The 17,291-nt window shown below is 71.5% G+C and carries 13 protein-coding genes; all 13 read right to left on the bottom strand.

The annotated features are described in order from the left end of the window. Nucleotides 1–2 precede the first annotated feature (2 nt). On the bottom strand, nucleotides 3–851 hold the full coding sequence (locus tag AMK10_RS18295) for a TatD family hydrolase (RefSeq protein WP_073748862.1): 849 nt from the start codon (nucleotides 849–851) through the stop codon (nucleotides 3–5). Continuing rightward, a complete protein-coding gene (locus AMK10_RS18290; protein ID WP_073748861.1) occupies nucleotides 851–1,480 on the bottom strand; it encodes an EboA domain-containing protein in 630 nt (209 codons plus the stop codon). Before AMK10_RS18290 ends, AMK10_RS18295 begins: the two co-directional genes overlap by 1 nt. Beyond that, the gene (locus tag AMK10_RS18285; protein WP_073748860.1) at nucleotides 1,474–2,328 is read right to left on the bottom strand and encodes a sugar phosphate isomerase/epimerase family protein; all 855 of its coding nucleotides are present in this window, start codon (nucleotides 2,326–2,328) and stop codon (nucleotides 1,474–1,476) included. Before AMK10_RS18285 ends, AMK10_RS18290 begins: the two co-directional genes overlap by 7 nt. Next, nucleotides 2,325–3,494, bottom strand: a complete 1,170-nt coding sequence (locus tag AMK10_RS18280; protein ID WP_073748859.1) for an SCO3242 family prenyltransferase — start codon at nucleotides 3,492–3,494, stop codon at nucleotides 2,325–2,327. Before AMK10_RS18280 ends, AMK10_RS18285 begins: the two co-directional genes overlap by 4 nt. After that, complete coding sequence (locus tag AMK10_RS18275) at nucleotides 3,491–4,609, bottom strand: inositol-3-phosphate synthase (protein ID WP_073748858.1); 1,119 nt, start codon at nucleotides 4,607–4,609, stop codon at nucleotides 3,491–3,493. The genes AMK10_RS18280 and AMK10_RS18275 overlap by 4 nt, the downstream gene beginning before the upstream one ends. Before the next feature lie 96 nt (nucleotides 4,610–4,705). Beyond that, nucleotides 4,706–8,413 (bottom strand): ThuA domain-containing protein, encoded by a 3,708-nt coding sequence (locus AMK10_RS18270; protein WP_073748857.1) that lies wholly within the window; start codon nucleotides 8,411–8,413, stop codon nucleotides 4,706–4,708. 385 nt (nucleotides 8,414–8,798) lie between these two features. Beyond that, complete coding sequence (locus AMK10_RS18265) at nucleotides 8,799–9,803, bottom strand: sugar phosphate isomerase/epimerase family protein (RefSeq protein ID WP_073748856.1); 1,005 nt, start codon at nucleotides 9,801–9,803, stop codon at nucleotides 8,799–8,801. A 12-nt stretch (nucleotides 9,804–9,815) separates the two neighbouring features. Then, nucleotides 9,816–11,036 (bottom strand): Gfo/Idh/MocA family protein, encoded by a 1,221-nt coding sequence (locus tag AMK10_RS18260; RefSeq protein WP_073748855.1) that lies wholly within the window; start codon nucleotides 11,034–11,036, stop codon nucleotides 9,816–9,818. 47 nt (nucleotides 11,037–11,083) lie between these two features. Further along, complete coding sequence (locus tag AMK10_RS18255) at nucleotides 11,084–12,121, bottom strand: substrate-binding domain-containing protein (RefSeq protein ID WP_073748854.1); 1,038 nt, start codon at nucleotides 12,119–12,121, stop codon at nucleotides 11,084–11,086. A 78-nt stretch (nucleotides 12,122–12,199) separates the two neighbouring features. Further along, nucleotides 12,200–13,252 (bottom strand): ABC transporter permease, encoded by a 1,053-nt coding sequence (locus AMK10_RS18250; protein WP_073748853.1) that lies wholly within the window; start codon nucleotides 13,250–13,252, stop codon nucleotides 12,200–12,202. After that, nucleotides 13,249–14,772 (bottom strand): sugar ABC transporter ATP-binding protein, encoded by a 1,524-nt coding sequence (locus AMK10_RS18245; RefSeq protein ID WP_073748852.1) that lies wholly within the window; start codon nucleotides 14,770–14,772, stop codon nucleotides 13,249–13,251. Before AMK10_RS18245 ends, AMK10_RS18250 begins: the two co-directional genes overlap by 4 nt. Before the next feature lie 337 nt (nucleotides 14,773–15,109). Further along, on the bottom strand, nucleotides 15,110–16,291 hold the full coding sequence (locus AMK10_RS18240) for an ROK family transcriptional regulator (RefSeq protein ID WP_073748851.1): 1,182 nt from the start codon (nucleotides 16,289–16,291) through the stop codon (nucleotides 15,110–15,112). Between the two features lie 300 nt (nucleotides 16,292–16,591). Beyond that, nucleotides 16,592–17,269 (bottom strand): GntR family transcriptional regulator, encoded by a 678-nt coding sequence (locus AMK10_RS18235; RefSeq protein ID WP_073748850.1) that lies wholly within the window; start codon nucleotides 17,267–17,269, stop codon nucleotides 16,592–16,594. Nucleotides 17,270–17,291 lie beyond the last annotated feature (22 nt).

Genomic DNA, 17,291 nt, shown 5'->3' with positions numbered 1-17,291 from the left:
GTTCACTCCCCGCCGCGGAGGATGGAGTTGCCCTCGTGGAGCGGGGCGGGGGCGGCGGTGTCGAGCTGGAGCCGGCCGCTCTGTCCGTAGAAGGCGACGGGGTTGCGCCACAGCACCGTGTCGACGTCGTCCTCGTCGAATCCGGCCTTCAGCATGGCGTCGGCGACCTTCCGGGTCTTCAGCGGGTCGCTCTTCCCCCAGTCGGCGGCCGAGTTGACGAGAATCCTGTCGGTGCCGTAGTTCCGGAGGATCGTGATCATGCGGTCCTCGTCCATCTTGGTGTCCGGGTAGATGGAGAAGCCGGCCCAGCAGCCGCTGTCGAGGGCGTCCTTCACGGTGGTCTCGTTGAGATGGTCGAGCAGGACGAGCTCCGGTGCGAGGTCCGATTCGCGGACGACGTCGATGGTGCGGTGCAGACCGGTGAGCTTGTCGCGGTGCGGGGTGTGGACGAGGGCGGGAAGGGCGTGGTCCGCGGCGAGCTGGAGCTGGGTGGTGAGGGCCGTGTCCTCGGCCGGGGTCATGGAGTCGTAGCCGATCTCGCCGACGGCGACGACCGAGTCCTTGACGAGATAGCGGGGCAGGGCGTCCAGCACCGGGGTGCAGCGGGGGTCGTTCGCCTCCTTGGGGTTGAGGGCGAGCGTGCAGTGGTGGGCGATGCCGTACTGGGAGGCGCGGAAGGGCTCCCAGCCGAGCAGGGCGTCGAAGTAGTCGAAGAAGCTGGCGGGCGAGGTGCGGGGCTGGCCGAGCCAGAAGGAGGGTTCGACGAGGGCGCGTACGCCTGCGTCGTACATCGCCTGGTAGTCGTCCGTGGTGCGGGAGGTCATGTGGATGTGGGGATCGAAGATGCGCATCAGGACTCCTCCGTGGGGGCGGGGGCGGGCGCCGGGGCGGTGAGGTCGAGGACGGTCCGCAGATCCTCGGGCACGGGGCGCCCCGCCGCGGAGCGTTCGGCGGCGAAGTCGCCGAGCATGCGGGCGAGTTCGGCGTCGCCGCGGGCTCGCTCGCCGAGCCGGCCGACGGCCTGGACGGGTACCTCGGTGAAGAGGCACTTGAGGACGGCGTGCCGCCAGCCGTGCGCGTCGAGGTGGGCCGCGCCGTACGGGCCGACGGCGGCGGCGACCAGCCGGGTGTCGTTGGTGCGCAGGGCGTCCTCGACGAGCGGGAGTGCGGTGGCGCCGAGGTCCAGCCGGTGCAGGGTGAGGAGGACGGCACGGCGTTCGGCCGCGGTTCCCTGCTCGTAGAGCCTGGTCACGGCCGGCAGGCTCGCGTGGGCGTCGACGAGCAGCAGGGCGCGTACGGAGTCGGCGTACTCGAGCCCGCAGTGTCTGCCCGCGGAGGCGTACCGCAGCTCCCAGGGGGGTGATCCGCTGTCCGCGCCGGGGTGGGCGGCGGCATGCGCGGCCTCGGCGAGCGCTTCGTCGAGCCACGCTCTGGCGGCGCCTGCGAGCCGGTCGTCGAGTTCCTCGCGGCTGATCAGCACGGTGCGGCTCCGTTCGTCGTCCGGCGCAGGAAGTCGAGGGAGCTGCGGGCGAGTTCGGGGCCCGCGTGGGAGTGCCGGGGCAGTTCGACGACGGTGAGGCCCGTGTATCCGGTGGCGTCGAGGGCTTCGAGCACCGGCGGGAAGTCGATCTCGCCGTCGCCGAACGGCAGGTGTTCGTGGACCCCGCGCCGCATGTCCTCGATCTGGACGTGCCGCAGCCAGGGGGCGGCCTCCTTGACGCAGTCGGCGGGCGGTGCGGGCTCCAGGCACTGGCAGTGGCCGATGTCGAGGGTGAGTCCGAGGGGTTCCGGATCGCCGAGGAGGGTGCGCAGCCGGTGGAATCCGGCGAGGTCGCCGAGGAGGTGGCCGGGTTCCGGTTCGATGGCGAGGGGGACGCCCGCGCGGGCGGCGGCGTCGAGGACGGGGGCGAGGGCGTCCGTCAGCCGCTGCCAGGCGGTGTCCGTGGTGGTGTCCGGCGGGGTGATGCCGCTGAAGCAGTGCACGGCGTGCGCACCGAGGTCGGCGGCCACCTCCACGGCGCGGACGAGCAGCCCGGTGCGTGCCGCGCGGCCCTCGGGGTCCGGGTCGAGGAGGGACGGCCCGTGCTTGCGCCGGGGGTCGAGGACGTAGCGCGCGCCGGTCTCGACGGTGACGCCGAGCCCCAGTCCGGCCAGTCTGCGCGCCACCTGGCGGGTGCGCGGGGCGAGGTCCGGGGCGAGGGGGTCGAGGTGCATGTGGTCGAGGGTGAGCCCCACTCCGTCGTAGCCGAGGTCGGCGAGGAGGCCGAGGGCGTCGTCCAGCCTGAGGTCGGTCAGTCCGTTGGTGCCGTAGCCGAGGCGGAGGGTCATGTCGGGCTCACCTTCCGTGCGAGCGCGCGTGCGAGAGGGACGAGCCCGATGACGGCGAGCCCGCTGAGGGGCGCCCCTGACCGGGCGGCCAGCGCGGCCTGGAGCGGGATCATCGCCCGGATGCCGCCGCCGACGGCGCGCTGGGTGAGGGGCGGGGACGGGTTGAGCGCGGCGTGGAGGAGGGGGATCGCGGAGGTACGGAGGTAGGCACCGGTGAAGGCGGGGAGCAGCAGCCGCTCGACGGCGGCGGGGTCACGGGACGGCGGCCCCGCAGTGCGCTGCCGGTACCGGAGGGCGCCTGCCGTCGGCTGCCCGCGCAGCACGGCGGCGCCGAGCGCGGCGACTGCGCCGAGCGCGGCCAGCGGGACGACCGTGGAGCCGCCCTGCGCCTCGTGCCGGGAGACGGCGGTGACGGCGTAGGTGTGTGCCCCGAGGACGAGCGCGGCGGGCAACGCCGTGCGGGGGGCGTACGGGGTGCGGGGGGCGTACGGGGTGCGGGGCGCGCGGGCCGTGCGGGGTGCATCGGCCGTGCAGGGTGCCTGTGGCGTGCTGGACGCCACACCGCCCCCACGCCGTACAGCGGTCCCGGTAGCCGTGGCGCCCAGCAGCAGGTCCAGGGCGCGGGCCGTGGCCATGGCCGCCGGGCCCAGCCTCGTGTGCTTCAGGTGCAGGTCGTAGGCCCAGACGGTGGCGCCCAGGGCGGTCGCCACCGTCAGGGCCGGGCGGCCCGCGCGGGCGGCCAGGGCCAGGCCCGCCGCCGTGAGGGCGCCCGCGGCTGCCAGGGCCGCGCCCGGGGAGACGCGGCCCGAGGGGATCGGGCGGTGGGGGCGGTCGACGGCGTCCTCCTCGCGGTCCGCCCAGTCGTTGAGGGCCATGCCCGCCTCGTACAGGCACAGGGACGCACCCACCGCGAGGGCCGTGCCCCGGCCGGGGCGCAGACCGGTGGCCGCCGCGCCGGCGAGCGCGTCGCCCGGCACGCTGAACAGGGCCGACACACGGAGCAGTTCCGCCCAGGCCCGCAGGCGAGCGCGGGGGCGAGGCCTGTCCGGTACGGGCGCAGTCCCACCCGTACCGGACAGGCCGATCGAGGGGGCGGTGGCCGGGGGCCGGGCCGCGAGCAGCCGGGGCGGTCCGGTCACCGCCATGAGCAGCCGCAGCGGCTTCACCGGGCGGCCCGCAGGCGTCCGGCGAAGGCGAGCAGCGCCTCGTACTGCTCGGAGAGCGCGGACGCGCCTCCGTCCGGGTCCTTGAAGTAGAAGCCCAGTTCGGGCCGGGGCCCCGTGAGCCCCGTCTCGTGGGAGCGGGCCAGCAGCCGGGCCAGGTCCAGGACCAGGGGCGCGGCCAGTGCCGAGTCGCAGCCCTGCCAGATCGTCTGGAGGATCATCCGGGAGCCGAGGAAGCCGTCGAAGGCGATGTGGTCCCACGCCGTCTTCCAGTCCCCCATCGCCGGTACGTCGTCGATGTGGACCTCACCCTCCGGGGCGGCCCCCAGGGTGTCGGCGAGTACGCGCTCCTTGCCCGCGTTCTTCGCCGCGGCCGCCGCCGGATCGGCGAGCGCGGCACCGTCCCCGCCGCCCAGGAGGTTCGTGCCCGACCACGCCCGCACCGGCAGCGCGCGCTGGACGAACATCGGTGCGAGCACGGAGCGCAGGAGCGTCTGGCCCGTCTTGCCGTCGCGTCCGGCGTGGGGAAGTCCGCAGGAGTCGACGGCGTCCTGGAGGCGCGGGCTGCGCAGTCCGGTGGACGGGGTGAAGTTGGCGTACGGACAGCCGGCCCGGAGCGCCGCCGCCGCGTAGAGGGAGCTGGCGGGCAGCCGGGGGTCGTCCTCGCCGGGTGCGGGTTCGGTCGAGGCGACGTTCACGACGACCGTGCGGGCCAGCTCGTTGCGCCGGGTGAAGTCGGCGATGTCGGCTGCGAAGGCGGTGATGAGCTCCTCGTCGGTGCGGGTGTCGCCGGGGAGCGGGCCTCCGGAGCGTATCTCCGCTTCGGCGGCGGCGAGTTCGGCTCCGACGGCGGACGGCAGCCCGTGGGGGAGCACTCCCCCGGCGGCGAGGACCTCGGCCCGTTTGGGCAGCGGGCAGTCCAGCGTGTCGTGGCCGCCGAAGACGAGGGAGGTCAGCGGCGGAAGTCCGGTGTCGGTGAAGGGTGGCGTCTCGGTGACCATGCCGGTCGGCGGGTGGAGCCCTGCCGCGATGGCCGCGCACCCCGCGGTGGCGGTGGTGGCGACGGAGCCACGTGCTCCGATGAACCAGATTCCGGTACGAGCGGCGTGTGCGGTCACGGGCTGCCTCCCAGGGGGGATGAAGAGGGGTGGTGGACGGCCGGCGGGGAAGGCATGCGCTTTCCCCGCCGGCCGCCGGCGCAGGAGGTGGCCGCCCTACGTGGAGGGCAGCTCCTTCAGCTGGATGTCTCGGAAGGACACCTGGTCGTCGGCCCCGTGGTTCTGGAGGCCGATGTAGCCGTTCTTGAGGCTTCGGACCGGGTCGGTGTTGGTGAAGTCGTTGATCTTGACTCCGTTGAGGAAGACCTGCAGCCGCTCGCCCTGGACCTTGATCTCGTAGCTGTTCCACTGGCCGGGCGGCCGGAGGACCTGGTCACGGGCCTTGATGTTGGCGGACTTGAAGGTGTACACGGCCCCGGTCGTGCGGTCGGCCGCGTCCGTGGCGTCGATCTGGACCTCGTAGCCGTTGTTGACCGCGGACCACGGGTCGTCGGACTCGGGGAAGCCGACGAAGACGCCGGAGTTGTCGTCGCCCTCCATCTTCCAGTCGAGCTTCAGCGAGTAGGACTTCAGCTCCTTGGCCTGGTAGGTCAACAGACCCATGCCACCGACGGAGCGCAGCTCGCCGTCGACGACGTCGAACGTGCCGGGTCCGGCCTGCTTCCACCCTTCGAGGGTCTTGCCGTTGAAGATCGACCGGTAGCCGGTGTCCGGCTTGCAGTCGGCCTTGACCTGGCCGGCGGCGTAGCGCAGTCCGCCCAGCAGGTGCTGGCGGAAGGCCGGTTCGGCGTAGGACTCCTTGGTGTGGCCGAGGCCGGTGTAGAAGGAGCGCCCGCCCTGGTACGCCTGGCACCAGGAGATCGGGTGGTCACCCTTCATCGTGCCGCCGGTGTAGGTGGTCTCGTCCAGTGTGGCGAGGACCTGGGCCTTGTCCCGGGGGTTGGTGCGGTAGTTGTACCACTCGTCGGTACGGTCCCAGGCCTCGTCCAGGTGCGCGGTCGCCGGGTGGTCGTGGTTCTCCACGCGGACGGTCGCGGGCTGGATCTGCGGGTGCGAGTCGAAGTAGGCGCCGACGAGTCCGCCGTAGAACTCCCAGTCGTACTCCGTGTCGGCCGCGGCGTGGACGCCCATGTAGCCGCCCCCGGTGGCGACGAAGTTCTCGAACGCCTTCTGCTGGTCGGCGTTGAGGACGTCACCGGTCGTCGAGAGGAAGACGACGGCGTCGTAGCGCGCCAGGTTGCTGGTCGTGAACTGGCCGGCCTCCTCGGTGGAGTCGACGGTGATGTTGGTGTCCTTGCCCAGTTCCTTCAGCGCGGCGATGCCCTCGGGGATCGAGTCGTGGCGGAAGCCGCCCGTCTTGGAGAAGACCAGGACGCGCTTGGCGGTCCTGTCCACGGGGGTGTTCGAGAGTTCGAAGTCGTCCACGTCGTACAACGCTCCCGCTCCGCCCTTGAAGACCAGGAACAGCTTCGTGGCCTGCTTCGGCGCACCGCGCAGCGGCACGTCGATGTCCTGGAACGAGTCCCAGCTGCCGGTGACGGGGACCGGCGCGGAGCCGAGGATCTTGCCCGTCGGTGAACCGGTCCGCACCTCCAGGAAGCCTCCCGCGCCGGCCGACGAGGTGCGGGCGGTGAGCTTGGTCGTGCCGGCGAGGACGTACGGCTCGAAGGAGATCCAGTCGTTGTTGTCGATGTCCCCGACGGTCCTGCCGCCATGGGCACTGGTCTTGCTCGGTGTGCTGATGCCGGAGGAGTCGCCGAAGTGCTCGGCCTGGCGGTGGCGCGGCTGGAGCTGCGCCTGGTCGCGGCCGGTCAGTGTGGCCTGGCCGCCGCCCCCGCCGTCGGTGTACGAGGCCGAGATGCCGCCGTAGATGTTGGCGTTCGGGTCGTGGCCGCCCTCCATGGCGGTCTTGATGGTGCCCTCGCAGCCGTGCTCGGTCGTGATGTCGTGCCCGTGGCTGTCATGGCCCAGGGTGAACTTGACCTCGACCTCGGTGCAGTCGATGGTGCCGTCCTCCGGGTCGGTGACGGTCACCTTGAAGGGGACCTCGTCGCCGAACTCGAACAGCTGGCCGTCCAGCGGGGCCTGGAGCACGACGGTGGGCGCGGTGTTGCCGACGGTCACGTGCACGCTCGCCGAACCGCTGCGGCCCGAGGGGTCCTCGGCCGTCACGGTGGCGGTGTAGGTGCCGTTCTTCTTGTACGTGTACGTGGGGTTGGCGGCCTTCGACGTACCGCCGTCCCCGAAGTCCCAGGAGTAGGTGAGGGCGTCGCCGTCGCCGTCGGTGGTGCCCGCCGAGGAGAACTTCACCTTGAGCGGTGCGACGCCGGAGGTCTTGTCCGAGGACGCCTCGGCGATGGGAGAGCGGCCACCGGTGGCGTTCTCGATGCGGTACAGCGCCGAGTGCTCGTCGCCGCCGAACCAGGAGAGCCCGTAGTCCAGGACGTAGAGCGCGCCGTCGGGGCCGAAGGCCATGTCCATCACCTGGGTCCCGGTCCACGGGATGTCGTTGATGGACTGCACCGCGCCGTCGGCGTCCTGCTCGATGCGTTTGATCCACTGCCGGCCGAACTCTCCGGCGAAGAAGTCCCCGTCGTACTCCTCGGGGAACTTCACGGGCGAGTCGAGGCCGGCGTCGTAGCGGTAGACGGGGCCTCCCATCGGGGACTCGGAGCCGGTGCCGAACTCGGGGACGGACGCACCGTCGTAGGGGATCCAGGCGGCCTGCGCGGGCGGCAGGTCGACCAGGCCGGTGTTGTACCGCGACTCGTTCTTCGGTGCGGCGCAGTCGAAGGCCGGGCCGGAGGTCCCGGTCGCGAAGTCGTAGTCGCGGAAGGGGTCGTTGTCCCCGGTGCAGAAGGGCCAGCCGAAGTTGCCGGGCTTCGTCACCCGGGCGAACTCGACCTGCCCGGCCGGTCCGCGGTTCGGGTCGGCGGCTCCGGCGTCGGGGCCGTAGTCACCGACGTACAGGACGCCGGTGGCCTTGTCCACGCTGAAGCGGAAGGGGTTGCGGAAGCCCATCGCGTAGACCTCGGGCCGCGTCTTGTCGGTGCCCGGGGCGAAGAGGTTCCCCTCGGGGACGGTGTACGAGCCGTCCTCGGCGACCTTGATGCGGAGGATCTTGCCGCGGAGGTCGTTGGTGTTGCCGGAGGTGCGGCGGGCGTCGAAGGCGGGGTTGCGGTCGGCCCGGTCGTCCAGCGGCGAGTAGCCGTCGGAGGCGAAGGGGTTGGAGTCGTCGCCCGTCGAGAGGTAGAGGTTGCCCTGCGCGTCGAAGTCGATGTCGCCGCCCACGTGGCAGCACATGCCGCGGGTGGCCGGAATGTCGAGGACCTTCTTCTCGCTGGCGTTGTCGAGGGTGCCGTCCTCGTCGAGCACGAAGCGCGAGAGCCGGTTCACTCCGTCGAACTTCTCGAAGTCGGCGGCGGTGCCGTTCTCCGGGGCGTCGCCGGCGGGGGTGTCCAGCGGGGGCGCGTAGTACAGGTAGATGGCCCGGTTCTCCGCGAAGTCCGGGTCGACGCCGATGCCCTGGAGGCCTTCCTCGTCGTGCGAGTAGACGGGGATGGTCCCGGAGATCCGGGTGTTGCCCGAGCTGTCCGTGATCCGCAGCTCACCGCTGCGCGAGGTGTGCAGCACGCTACGGTCGGGGAGTACCGCGAGCGAGATGGGTTCGCCGGTCTCGGCGGCGCCCTTGGCGAGGGTGACCTGCTGGAAGTCCTCGGCGGCGTCCTGCGCGGCCGCGTCGGTCCGCGCCTCGGCGGTCGCGGCGGGCGAGGAGCCCAGGGTGAGGGTTGCGGCGGTGAGCAGTGCGCCGGTGAAGAGGGCGAGTGATTTTCGGGCGCGGAGCCGTCTGCTGCTGATGTGCACGTGCGTCCTCCGGAGTGTGCCGGTTGTCGGGCGGGTGCGTTCTGCCGTTCCGCGCGGGGACTGCCGCGCTCGCCGCCGGGGCTCGTCGGTGCCCCGGTGACGCGAGTCATGTCGTGTACACGTCTGGGACGGTAGCCGTGTTCGTCCCTGCCGGAAAGCCCTTGCGCAGGGGGTCGGTCGAACTTTCACCCCGGCCAGGACAAAGCCGCCCGAGGGCATGCCGGACAGCCCCGGCGGCCCCGGAACCGGTGGTCGAGGCGGGGGCCGGAGAGGGAGGGGCTCCGCCCGTGGACGGGGCACTCCGCCCGGGGACCCGGGGGGCCTGTGGCTCCGCCCGGGGACCCCGGCGGCGCGGCCCCCTGGGTCCCGGGGGCCGCGCCCGGGGCTACTCGCCCCCGCCGAACGCCGCGTCGAACGACGCGCTCGGCGGGTCGAAGTCGAACCGCTTCAGCGAGGCCAGCGCCTCGGGCGCCCCCGTGAGCCGGTCCATGCCCGCGTCCTCCCACTCCACGGACACCGGTCCCGCGTATCCGATGGACCGCAGCATCCGGAAGACGTCCTCCCAGGGCACGTCACCGTGGCCCGCCGAGACGAAGTCCCAGCCGCGCCGCGGATCGCCCCACGGCAGGTGGGAACCGAGGCGCCCGTTGCGGCCGTCGAGGCGCTTGCGGGCCTCCTTGCAGTCCACGTGGTAGATCCGGTCCCGGAAGTCGTACAGGAAGCCGACCGGATCGAGGTCCTGCCACACGAAGTGGCTCGGGTCGAAGTTCAGCCCGAACGCCGGCCGGTGGTCGACGGCCTCCAGCGCGCGATGCGTGGTCCAGTAGTCGTACGCGATCTCGCTCGGGTGCACCTCGTGGGCGAAGCGGACGCCCTCGGCGTCGAAGACGTCCAGGATCGGGTTCCACCGCTCCGCGAAGTCCTCGTAGCCGCGTTCGATCATGTGTGGCGGCACCGGCGGGAACATGGCGACCAGGTGCCAGATGGAGGAACCGGTGAAGCCGATGACGGTGTCGACACCGAACGCGGCAGCAGCCCGCGCGGTGTTCTTGATCTCGTCGGCGGCCCGGCGGCGTACGCCCTCGGGCTCCCCGTCCCCCCAGATCCGGCCGGGCAGGATTCCCTGGTGGCGTTCGTCGATCGGGCTGTCGCAGACCGCCTGGCCGACCAAGTGGTTGGAGATCGCCCAGCACTTGAGGCCGTACTTGTCGAGCAGCTGTCGCCGCCCGTCGAGATAGCCGGGGTCCGACAGGGCTTTGTCGACCACGAAGTGATCTCCCCAGCAGGCGAGTTCGAGCCCGTCGTAGCCGAAGTCCCGGGCGAGCCGGCAGACCTCCTCCAGGGGCAGGTCGGCCCACTGGCCGGTGAAGAGAGTGAAGGGACGGGGCATGCGCACAACCTCCTAGAAGGGGACCGGGGTGAAGACGGAGTTCTTGGCGGCGCTCTCCTCCACGGCGGCGAGCACCCGCTGCACCTGGAGCCCGTCGGCGAACGACGGGACCGGGGTGCGTCCTTCGGTGATCGTGCGCACCACGTCACGGGCCTGGTGGACGAAGGTGTGCTCGTAGCCCAGGCCGTGGCCCGGCGGCCACCACGCCTCCAGATACGGGTGCTCGGGCTCGGTGACCAGGATCCGGCGGAAGCCGGCCGAGGTGGCCGGTTCCGTGTGGTCGTGGAAGGAGAGCTCGTTGAGCCGCTCCAGGTCGAAGGCGATCGACCCCAGCTCCCCGTTGATCTCCAGGCAGAGGGCGTTCTTGCGGCCCGCGGCCATCCTGGTCGCCTCGAAGGAGGCCAGGGCGCCCGACGCCAGCCGCCCCGTGAAGAGCGCGGCGTCGTCGACGGTGACCGCCCCCCGTGCGGTACCGTCCGCGGCGCCGGAGAGCCCGGCGCCCGGGCCCGCCGACACGGGCCGTTCGCGTACGAACGTCTCGCTCACCGCCGACACCCCCACCAGCGGCTCTCCCGCCAGGTACTGGGCGAGGTCGACGATGTGCGCCCCGAGGTCCCCCAGCGCTCCGGAGCCGGCGTGTTCGCGCTGGAGCCGCCAGGTCAGCGGCGACTCCGGATCGACCAGCCAGTCCTGGAGATACGTGGCCCGCACATGGCGAAGCGTGCCGAGCCTCCCTTCCTCGATCAGGGCGCGGGCGTAGGTGAGGGCGGGCACCTTGCGGTAGTTGAAGCCCACGATCGCCACCTGGCCGCGAGCGGCGGCCCGCTCGGCGGCCTCCGCCATGGCTTCCGCCTCCGCGACCGTGTTGGCGAGCGGCTTCTCGCACAGCACGTGCTTGCCTGCCTCCAGGGCCGCGATGGCGATCTCCGCATGACTGTCGCCGGGTGTGCAGATGTCGACCAGCTGCACGTCGTCCCGGGCGATCAGGGCGCGCCAGTCGGTCTCCGCCGCCGCCCAGCCGTGCCGGGCGGCGGCGGCCTCGACGGCCGTACGGTCGCGTCCGCAGATCGCGGCGAGAGCGGGTCTCACCGGCAGGTCGAAGACGTGTCCCGCGGTGCGCCACCCCTGCGAGTGGGCGGCGCCCATGAAGGCGTATCCGACCATGCCGACGCCGAGCGTCGCCTTGGGGGGCGGTGCTTCGGTCTCCTGCTCCGTCTCTTCCCTACGGGCCATGCGGGCTTCCTCCTCATCGGTGGTTCGGTGTCGGCGGCGGTGCGGGATCAGCTGAAGCCGGTCGGCAGGTACTGGTCGATGTTGTCCTTGGTGACCACGGCCGAGTACAGGGTCAGCGAGGTCGGGATCTCCATCTCGGCGAGTCCCGCGACGCCCTTGTTCTGACCGAGCGCACGCGCCAGGTCGATGGCGGAGGCGGCCATCGTGGGCGGGTAGAGCACGGTGGCCTTCAGCACGCTGTTGTCCGCCTTGATGGCGTCCATCGCGGACTTGGCGCCGGCACCGCCGACCATGATGAACTCGTCGCGTCCGGCCTGCTGGATGGCCCGGAGTGCGCCGACGCCCTGGTCGTCGTCGTGGTTCCATAGCGCGTCGAACTGCTTCTGCGCCTGGAGGAGCTGCGCCATCTTGGCCTGGCCCGACTCCACGGTGAAGTCGGCGGCCTGACGGGCCACCAGCTTGATGTTGGAGTAGTTCTTCAGGGCGTCCGCGAAGCCCTGGCTGCGCTGCTTGGTGAGCTCCAGGTTGTCGATGCCCGCGAGCTCGACGACCTTGGCGTCGGCCTTGTCCTTGAGCTGCTCGCCGATGTAGTGCCCGGCGTTGAGCCCCATGCCGTAGTTGTCGCCGCCGACCCAGCAGCGGTAGGCCTGGGGCGAGGCGAAGATGCGGTCCAGGTTGACGACGGGGATGCCGGCCTTCATGGCCTCCAGCCCGACCTGGGTGAGGGCCTTGCCGTCGGCGGGGAGGATGACGAGGACGTCGACCTTCTTGTTGATGAGGGTCTTGACCTGGCCGATCTGGGCGGCGGTGTCGTTGGAGCCCTCGGTGATCTCCAGCGTCACCTCGGAGTACTTCCCGGCCCGCGACTTGGCTTGCACGTTGATGGCGTTGAGCCATCCGTGGTCGGCCTGCGGTCCCGCGAATCCGATGGTGACGGGCGTGCCCGGCTTGTCGTCGGCGGCGGGCTGGTTGCTCTGTGCGGCCGACGCCTCCTTGGGCTCGTTGCTGGTACAGGCGGTGAGGAAGGCTCCCGCGGAGACGGCCGCGGTGCCGAAGAGCAGTCCTCTGCGGCTGGTTTCTGGCATGGCTGTCGAACCCTTCATCCGGTGTGGCGCATACGGAACAGCGGGTGGGTGGTCGGTGCTCTGCTACGGAAGAGGTGCTCAGGTCTCCCCGCCGCGCAGCGTGCGCCGCTGGACGAGGACGGCGGCGACGATGATGGCGCCCTTGGCGATCTGCTGGACATCGCTCTGGAGGTTGTTCAGAGCGAAGATGTTGGTGATCGTGGTGAAGACCAGGACCCCGAGCACGGAGCCGACGATGGTGCCCCGGCCGCCGCTGAGGAGGGTGCCTCCGATGATCGCCGCGGCGATGGCGTCGAGCTCGTACAGGTTGCCGTTGGTGTTCTGGCCCGATCCCGACAGGATGACGAGCATGAAGGCGGCGATGCCGCAGCACAGACCGGAGAGCAGGTACAGGTAGAGGCGCTGTCGGCGTACGTCGATGCCGGCGAGCCTGGCCGCCTCCGCGTTGCCTCCGACGGCGACCGTGCGGCGCCCGAAGGTCGTCCGGTTCAGGATCAGCCAGCCGGCCACGGTCACCGCGGCGAAGACGAGGACCAGCGGCGGGATGCCCAGGACGTAGCTGTCGGGCAGTCCGAGGTCCAGGACCGACTGGACGGTGACGATCTGCGTCTTGCCGTCGGTGATCTGGAGGGCGAGCCCGCGCGCCGAGGCGAGCATGGCGAGTGTCGCGATGAAGGGGACCATGCCGCCGTAGGCGATGAGCAGCCCGTTGACGAGTCCGGCGGCGAGTCCGACGACCACCGCGGTGAAGAGGATGCCCGCGAAGCCGTACTCCTGGGTGGCGAGGGTCGTCGCCCAGACGGAGGCGAGGGCGACCATCGCGCCGACGGAGAGGTCGATCCCGCCGCTGGTGATCACGAAGGTCATGCCGACGGTGACGACACCGATGACGGAGGACTGCGTCAGGATCAGCTGGAGGTTCCCGGTGTCCAGGAACGCGTCCGGTTCGGTGATGCCGCCGACGGCTATCAGGACGGCGAGGACACCGAGCAGCGACAGGTTGCGGACGTCGGCGCGCAGGCCGAGAGCGCGCAGGCCACCGCCCTGCTTCGAGGGCGGCGCGGCTGCGGGGCCGGTCACGGTCCCCTTCTCCGGCCCGTGGTGCTGCGCCGACGGTGCGGGCTGTGTCATGTCGTCGGGCTCCCTTCCATGACGAGGTCGAGGACACGGTGCTCGTCGAGTTCCCTGGCGTCGGCCGTGTGCACGACCCGGCCTTCCCGGAGCACCAGCACCCGGTCGGCGAGGCCAAGCACTTCGGGCACTTCACTGGAGACGAGCAGGACGGCGAGGCCTTCGTCGGCCAGCCGGCGGATCACGGCGTAGAGCTCGGCGCGCGCGCCGACATCGACGCCTCGGGTGGGTTCGTCGAGCAGCAGGACCCGGCAGCCGCGCAGCAGCCAGCGGGCCAGGACCGCCTTCTGCTGGTTGCCGCCGGAGAGGGTACGGACGGCGGCGTCCGGGTTGTCGGGGCGCAGGGACAGCTCGCGGGTGGCTGCCCTCGCCGCCTTGCGCTCGGCCGTCCTGTCGAGCCATCCCGCGCGGGCGAAGCGGGACAGCGAGGAGACCGAGACGTTGCGGGTGACGGATTCCGTCAACAGGAGTGCCTGCGCCTTGCGTTCCTCGGGCGCGAGGCCGATCCCGGCGGCCACGGCGGCGCGGACGCTGCCGGGGCGGAGCGGGGTGCCGTCGACGAGGACCCGGCCCCCGGTCGGTCTGCGGGCTCCGTAGACGGTCTCCAGGATCTCGGAGCGTCCGGAGCCGACGAGTCCGGCGAGGCCGACGATCTCACCGGGCCTGAGCTCCAGGTCGACGGGCGCGAACTCGCCTTCCCGATAAAGCCCTTCGACCTTCAGTACGGGTTCGGCGGCGTCCCTCGCGCCGGGCGCGGGGCGCTCGGGGAAGACGTACTCGACGTTGCGTCCGGTCATCAGGGCGACGACGTCACGGGTGGGCGTGGACTTGGCGGGGAGCCCGACGGCGACGGCGCGGCCGTCCTTGAGGACGGTGACCCGGTCGCCGATGCGGCGGATCTCCTCCAGCCGGTGCGAGATGTATATGACGGCCACGCCGTCGGCGGTGAGCCCGTCGACGATGCGGAAGAGGTTGTCGACCTCGTCCGGGTCCAGAGCGGCGGACGGCTCGTCCATGACGATGAGCCGTACGTCGTGGGAGAGCGCGCGGGCCATGGAGACGATCTGCTGGTGTGCGGCGGAGAGTTCACCGACCGCACGGGCGGGATCGATCTCCGGGTGACCGAGGCGCTTCAGGAGCGCGGCGGCCTCGGTGCGGGCCTCTCGGGTGCGGACGACGAAGCCCGCGCTGGTGGGTTCGTGCCCGAGGAAGACGTTCTCGGCGACCGACAGGCCCTCGACGAGGTCGAGTTCCTGATAGATCGTGGCGATGCCCAGGCGCATCGCGGTGATCGGCGAGGAGAGCTGGACGGGGTCGCCGCGCCAGGTGATGGCACCGCCGTCGGGCTGGTGGGCCCCGGCCAGCACCTTGATGAGGGTGGACTTGCCCGCGCCGTTCTGGCCGAGGAGGCAGTGGACTTCGCCGGCCTGCACCTCCAGGTCCACGCCGTCGAGGGCGCGCACTCCGGGGAACGACTTGGTGATGCCGGACATCGTGAGCAGAGGTGGTTCTGGTGCCATGACGAATCCCCTCGGCGAATGGGGTCTCCCCTGCTCGGCGAGGGCCGAGAGGCTCGGGGAAGGCCGGTGAGCGGGCAGGGGGCAGTGCCGGCGGTGCCGTACTGCTGACGGAACTGCGGGGGTGGTACCCGCGGTGCTCTTGCGGGTGCGGTGCGGTCCTGCGGGCGGAGGCGCTGTGCTCTGGCGGGTGCGGAGGAGCTGCGGTGCGGTCCTGCGGGCGGAGCTGTGGTGCGGTGCGGTCGTGCGGGCGGAGCTGTTGTCGTGCTCTGGCGGATACGGCGGGCTGTTCGGCGAGGTGGTCGCGGAACGTCTGCCGTACGGCGCACCGGCCCGTGCGTCAGGCCGGTGAGAAGAGGTGGTCGCTGATGAGCCTGGCCGCGCCGGTCACTCCGGCGACGGGCCCCAGCTCGCCCAGGACGATGGGGAGATTGCCGGTGGCCAGCGGCAGGGACTGCCGGTAGACCTGGGTCCGGACGCTGGCCAGCAGATTGTGGCCGAGTCCGGTGACCCCGCCGCCGATCACGACGAGGCCCGGGTTGAAGAAGCTGACCAGTCCGGCGATGACCTGCCCGACCCGGTTCCCGCCTTCGCGGATCAGGTCGAGTGCCGTGGGATCACCGGCCGCCGCGGCTGCGGCCACGTCGACGGCGGTGAGCCTGCCCGCCCCGTCCAGCCGGGAGGCCAGCTCGGCCGACAGCCCGGCCCTGGCCGCGTCCTCGGCGTCGCGGGCGAGGGCGGCGCCGCTGAAATGGGCCTCCAGGCAGCCCCGGTTGCCGCAGGCGCAGGCGCGGCCGTCGGGCTCCACCTGGATATGACCGATGTCGCCCGCGCTGCCCGTCGTACCGCGGTAGACCTCGCCGCCCACGACGATGCCGCAGCCGATACCCGTGCCGATCTTGACGCAGAGGAAGTCGCCCACGGAGCGGGCGACGCCCGCGTGCTGCTCCCCCAGTGCCATCAGGTTCACGTCGTTGTCGACCATGACGGGGCAGCCCAGTTCCTGGCTGAGCGCCTCGCGGACGGGGAAGCCGTCCCAGCCCGGCATGATCGGCGGCGCGACCGGCACGCCCTCGGGGAAACGGACGGGGCCCGGTACGCCGATCCCCGCGCCGTCGAAGTGCTCGGCCAGCCCGGAGGCCCGGAGCTTGGCCGCCATCGCCAGCACCTGCTCGAAGACGGCGACGGGTCCTTCCCGGACGTCCATCGGGTGGTTGAGGTGGCCGAGCACCTCCAACTCCGCGTTGGTGACAGCCACATCGATGGAGGTGGCGCCGATGTCCACGCCGAGGAAGCGCAGTTCGGGAGCGAGCCGGATGTTGTGGGAGCGGCGTCCGCCGCGGGAAGCGGCGAGGCCGTCGGCCACGACGAGTCCGGTCTCCAGGAGCCGGTCCACCTCGACGGCGAGCTTGGAGCGCGAGAGATCGATCTGATCTCCCAGCTGTGCACGGGAGTTGGGGCCGCCGTCACGCAACAGTCTGAGCAGTCGCGCCTGGTGCGTGTTCGCGGGTCGTGCCGTCATGCGTCTCACGCGTCCCTCCCCGCCACATCGGCCAGTCCGTCGGGCTTTCGAGGGGAACGTAGCAGCGGTTGACCTGAGTGGGAAGAAGTTGCGCATGAATCCGATCCAACTTTCTCCACACTCAGGACAAAGATGCGATCAGAGGGCTCCACGGCGCGGGCCGAATGGATTCGGACACGGAAGAAGGCCGGGGTGGTCGGCCCCGGCCTTCAATCGTCGGAAAATCAGGCGGAATCCAGGTGGAAGTCCGGCGGAAAACAGTCGGAGCGCAGTCGGAGAACAGGTGGAGAACAGGCCCTGTCAGGCTTTTTCGCGCCGGTGGTACGTCTGGCGGGTGTGCTCGGTGTGCGCCCGCATGATCTCGGTCGCCCGCTGCTCGTCCCTGGACGCGATCGCCGCGATCAGCTCGCGGTGCTCGATCCAGGACTGGGTCCCACGCTGCCGCGCAACCGGTGTGTAGTACCAGCGGACGCGGCGGTCCACCTGCCCGGCGAGCTCGGACAGGACGACGTTGCCCGCCAGTTCCATGACCTTGGCATGGAACGCGGCGTTCGTCGCGACGGCGAGATCCACGTCGTCGGCGGCGACGGCCTGCTCCCCCTTGGAGCACAGCTCCTCCAGCGCCTCGATCCCCGGCCGCCCGGAGTGGGCGGCGGCGAGCCGGGCGGCCTCGGCCTCCAGCAGGGTACGGACCGAGAGCAGCTGGTCCGCCTCCTCCTCCGTGGGCTCGTGGACGAACGCACCCTGGGCGGGGCGCAGGTCGACCCAGCCCTCGGTGTTCAGCCGCTGGAGCGCCTCGCGCACCGGCTGCCGGGACACCCCCAGATGGCCGGCCAGCTCGCTCTCGACGAGGTGCTGGCCGGGACTGAGGGCGCGCGTGGTGATCAGTTCGAGCAACGCCTCGTACACACGCTCGCGCAACGGTCCCGGCCGCTCCAGCTTCGGCACCGTTCCTTGCGGCAGTCCTGCGGACAACATCGCGGTCCCCCTCCGGGCGCCC

Source organism: Streptomyces sp. CB02058 (assembly GCF_001905505.1).
Lineage (GTDB): Bacteria > Actinomycetota > Actinomycetes > Streptomycetales > Streptomycetaceae > Streptomyces.
Note: the sequence above shows the minus strand (reverse complement) of the source record. Positions and strands in the feature narration are given on the sequence as shown.